The sequence below is a fragment of the Limnohabitans sp. 2KL-51 genome (genome assembly GCF_003063645.1).
GTDB lineage: Bacteria > Pseudomonadota > Gammaproteobacteria > Burkholderiales > Burkholderiaceae_C > Limnohabitans_A.
Genome location: NZ_NESJ01000060.1, coordinates 1 through 1,073 on the forward strand (window position 1 = coordinate 1; position 1,073 = coordinate 1,073).

Genomic DNA, 1,073 nt, shown 5'->3' on the forward strand with positions numbered 1-1,073 from the left:
GAGCTGGGCACTGGTGTGAAGTTCGACAGCGTGCCGCCTGTCACATCAATGTCGGACTGCGCAAAGGTGGTGCTCGCCTCGGAGAGCGTGAAGTAGATCGTCTCGCTCGCGGTGACGGTGCCGCTGCCTGCGCGGCTGACCTCAATGGTGGGTGCAGTGGTATCGGCAATGCGGGTGTTGTAGGCAATGACGACCTGGTTGTTCAGGTTTTCTGCGCCAGACAGGCGGTAGTCGTCTTGGTTGGCATTGCCCGCCGCGTCGGTGAACTTGCCCGCAGCCACACCAATGGTGGCCGTGCCCACGCTGTTGGCCGCTGGCGTGAAGACGGCCGTGTACTGGTGGTAACCGGTGGCCGCGCTGCCGCTGCCCGGCACGGGCGCCAAGCCGCTGAGCGTGCCGCCCGAGACGTCGATGTCGGCCAGTGTGAAGTTGCTGGCGTTTTCGCTCAAGGTGAAGGTGATCAGCTCCGTGTTGCCACTGGCCAGGCTGCTGGTGCTCGCTCGCGCCACCACGATGGTGGGCGCCGCCGTGTCGGCTGGCGGGTTGGGGTTGGCCTGGGTGTTGTAGGTGATGCTGACTTGGTTGTTCGTGTTTTCTGCGCCAGACAGGCGGTAGTCGTCTTGGTTGGTGTTGCCCGCGTTGTCGCTGAACTTGCCTGCCGCGACACCAATGGTGGCCGTGCCCGTGCTGTTGGCACTGGGCGTGAAGGTGGCCGTGTATTGGGTGTAGCCGGTGCCAGCCGTGCCGCTGGTGGGCACGGGCGTGAAGTTGCTCAGGCTGCCGCCCACCACATCCACATCGGTCTGGCCAAAGGTGGTGCTGGCTTCACTGAGTGTGAAGGTGAGTGTTTCTGCGCTGGTGAGCGTGCCACTGCCCATGCGTGCGACCACGATGGTGGGCGCGGTGGTGTCGGCTTGGTTGTTGCCGTAGTTGGTGATGAAGTTGACCGTGTTGTTGGCGTCTGCACCATCAGCATTGGCGTTCAGTGCCGCATCACGGAATGCGTTGCTGGCCACGTTCACGCTGCCCACGCCCTGGCTGCCGGCTGCCGGCGTGAAGGTGGCGGTGTACTG

At 64.0% G+C, this 1,073-nt stretch carries 1 protein-coding gene; it reads right to left on the reverse strand.

Annotated elements, in window-relative coordinates:
• On the reverse strand, window positions 1-1,073 hold a 1,073-nt coding region (locus tag B9Z49_RS21935; RefSeq protein WP_199225143.1), incomplete at both ends, for an Ig-like domain-containing protein.